This is a genomic window from Polaromonas glacialis (assembly GCF_000709345.1).
Taxonomy (GTDB): Bacteria; Pseudomonadota; Gammaproteobacteria; order Burkholderiales; family Burkholderiaceae_C; genus Polaromonas; species Polaromonas glacialis.
Genome location: NZ_KL448325.1, coordinates 261,138 through 263,842 on the forward strand (window position 1 = coordinate 261,138; position 2,705 = coordinate 263,842).

4 protein-coding genes are annotated in these 2,705 nt (G+C 58.3%); 3 read left to right on the forward strand and 1 reads right to left on the reverse strand.

What is annotated here, in order from left to right; all coding sequences use genetic code 11:
* The coding region (locus tag EC86_RS26600; protein WP_232230027.1) for a universal stress protein at window positions 1-393 on the forward strand (393 nt) is incomplete at its 5' end.
* A gap of 150 nt (window positions 394-543) precedes the next feature.
* Here the strand turns inward: EC86_RS26600 and EC86_RS0123320 are convergent.
* Complete coding sequence (locus EC86_RS0123320) at window positions 544-939, reverse strand: H-NS histone family protein (RefSeq protein WP_029528220.1); 396 nt, start codon at window positions 937-939, stop codon at window positions 544-546.
* A gap of 611 nt (window positions 940-1,550) precedes the next feature.
* Here EC86_RS0123320 and EC86_RS26605 point away from each other — a divergent pair.
* Both EC86_RS26605 and EC86_RS0123330 read left to right on the forward strand, forming a co-directional pair.
* On the forward strand, window positions 1,551-1,907 hold the full coding sequence (locus tag EC86_RS26605) for a nuclear transport factor 2 family protein (protein ID WP_232230028.1): 357 nt from the start codon (window positions 1,551-1,553) through the stop codon (window positions 1,905-1,907).
* 105 nt (window positions 1,908-2,012) lie between these two features.
* A complete protein-coding gene (locus tag EC86_RS0123330; protein WP_029528221.1) occupies window positions 2,013-2,510 on the forward strand; it encodes a VOC family protein in 498 nt (165 codons plus the stop codon).
* Window positions 2,511-2,705 lie beyond the last annotated feature (195 nt).

Genomic DNA, 2,705 nt, shown 5'->3' on the forward strand with positions numbered 1-2,705 from the left:
GCGATGGATGGCAGCATCGAACTCGCGCTTCAACTGGGCGCGCGCATCACGGGCTTTGTGGTTGAACCCGATCTGCCGCTTTCGACGAACGCCCCGCGCGGTGATGAGTTCATCAACCGCATCAAGGACCATGAAGCCCAAAACGAGGCACACGCTGGCGCACTGCTCGGGCAGTTTGAAAAGCGCGCCCAGGCCAAAGGGGTGCAGTTCACCGCCCATCATGTGACCTCGTATACGGTCGATCAGACCATCGTTGACGAGGCCCAAAAAACAGGCGCCGACATGATTGTCATGGTGACGCACGGGCGCAGCCGCGTGGGCAAGTTCGTGTTCGGTTCGCACACCAAGAACGTCATCATCGAAAGTTCGCTTCCCGTGCTGGTACTTCGCTAAGGGCAGTAAAGGAAGTTGATCCGGGCGCTTTGTTTGGAACAGTTTGAACTCCACAGCGCATCAGTAGCCAGTCACAACCTGCATGAAGTACACCGGCATGCATGGCGCAGTCCAGACATGATAGCGGCCCGATTCGGGCCGCCTGTCGGTTTACTCTGCGGCTGCGCTGCCAGAGGTGGCTTGATTCTGGTCGATTAGGAAATCGTCCCGGGTTTTACCGTCCACCAGCAAGTCGTTGAGCCACTTGGGCGCAGTTCCGCGGCCGGTCCATTCCTGTCCCTTGGGTCCGCGGTATTTCGCGGGCGACGCCGCGGCCGGCTTCTTGCCTTTTGTCGGACCTTTTGCCGGACTCGCTGACTTGGCCAGCGATTGCCTCGGCTTTTGCGCCCTGGGCGCCGGACGGCTCAGCTCTTCAGCAGTGATGCCATAGGCGGCCATCTGTTCGCGCAGTTCGGCCAGGACGGCGGGCCGGTTCTTTTTCTGCAGTTCGGCTGCCTGCTTTTCCATGTCGGCTATTTGCTGGCGGAGTTTAACGAGTTCGTTCATGTTGGATTTTCCAAAAGTTGTACCAGCGCCTATGCTACTTCGCCTCATCAGCAAGTTTTGACAGTCTGTGGTTTTTTCAAAAAAACGGTGGACGATCGCTGGCGCTCAGCCAAAATTGGGGTATTCCTCACTTGGCATGGGTCATTGGCCATTTCTGGCGCCCTGTAGCGCTGATCACTAACGTCAGATGGACGGCTGCGCCAAGCTTGACTTGCTTCGCATCCGCGTCATGCAATTGAACCCAGCCAGGGAACGCTGCGTCAGCGAGCTACTGGGTTGTAGGGCGGCCTTCGATCACTGTCATCCAGCGCTTGCGGGTGCTCGTCAGCGACAGCTGAGTGAGTGCTGAATTTTAATGGCTGACTTGCCCGTCAGCACTCGTACATGATTTGGCACACTTGGTGTGCTAGAGGCGCCGATCACATTTGAGCCGCCCGCGCCGCTCATCGGCGCGCAGGCGTCGACGCATGCGTACAACCGCATCAGCGCAGTCCGATGGACAGCATTGCCCGCTACCAGGACAATTGCAGCCTTGTGATGGTAAGGAAACCAAAATGCAGAACCCAAGCTCAACCCTGGTCGACCTCGAAACAAAGTTTTAGCAGTCGATGGTGGACCAGCAAACCGATGTGGCGCTGAACCAGCTGTGCGAGCCGGCGCTCATGGTCAGCATGCATGGCGCGATAAAGTTAGACCATGCGGGCTACCGCCAGATGGCCGAGCACGGCGCCATGGTGGTCAATTCATTCGAACTTAGCGACAGGCAAGTCATGTTTCCGAACGACGCGACGGCGATCCTCGCTTACCACGCCAAGCAAGTTATCGCGCCGCGCGGCAAAGGCGCTGCTAGTGAGCAGGAGATGAACGACACCTCGACCTGGGTCAAGACCGACCACGGCTGGCGCTGTGCGATGCATACGGAGACACCCATTGATGCGCGTGCCTCTAGTAATCCCGGCTTGGCGTGAGATGCCTGGGAGTTGCCAAGCCCATCCCATCTGCCGCCCAATTCGGTGCCAGACTGAAAGATCACGAGCGATCTCAAGATCTTTTTACGCTTCAGGAGAAACGATGTGACCAGCAAGAACACGATCTGCCTGTGGTATGACGGCACTGCCGTTGACGCTGCAAACTTCTACGCCAAGACCTTTCCTGACAGCGCTGTCGGCACGGTCTTTTGCGCTCCGGGCGACTATCCCGACGGCAAGCAGGGCAATGTCCTTACGGTCGAGTTTACCGTCGCCGGCATCCCCTGCATTGGGCTCAACGGTGGCCCGCACTTCAAGCACAGCGAAGCGTTCTCGTTTCAGATCGCGACCGACGACCAGCTTGAGACCGACCGCTTGTGGAACGCCGTCGTTGGCAACGGCGGTCAGGAAAGCGAATGCGGCTGGTGCAAGGACCGTTGGGGAGTGTCATGGCAGATTACCCCGCGCTCGCTCATTGCAGCGGTATCGGACCCCGATCGGGCGGCGGCCAAGCGCGCGTTCGACGCGATGATGACCATGAAAAAGATCGACATCGCCGCGATAGAGGCAGCGCGGCTAGGCCCAAACCAGTCCTTGAGTTGATGAAGCGTGTCCCGCACGTGAACTTGCCTGTTCACTTCGAAACGGCTGGCGCTCGGAGGGAAACCTTGCCATCCCCGCTGACCTTGCGCGATAGGCTTTGTTGCTGAGTCACTGACCTTACGCAGCAACCCGCCTGTTAGCCTACGCGCATGAAAAATTCTGAACTGGAGTTGTACACGGACTACCTGCTGAGCA

What these genes read in the sequence shown, in the direction of transcription:
- EC86_RS0123320 (WP_029528220.1), bottom strand. Translation starts at nt 939, where the DNA reads ATGAACGAACTCGTTAAACTCCGCCAGCAAATAGCCGACATGGAAAAG.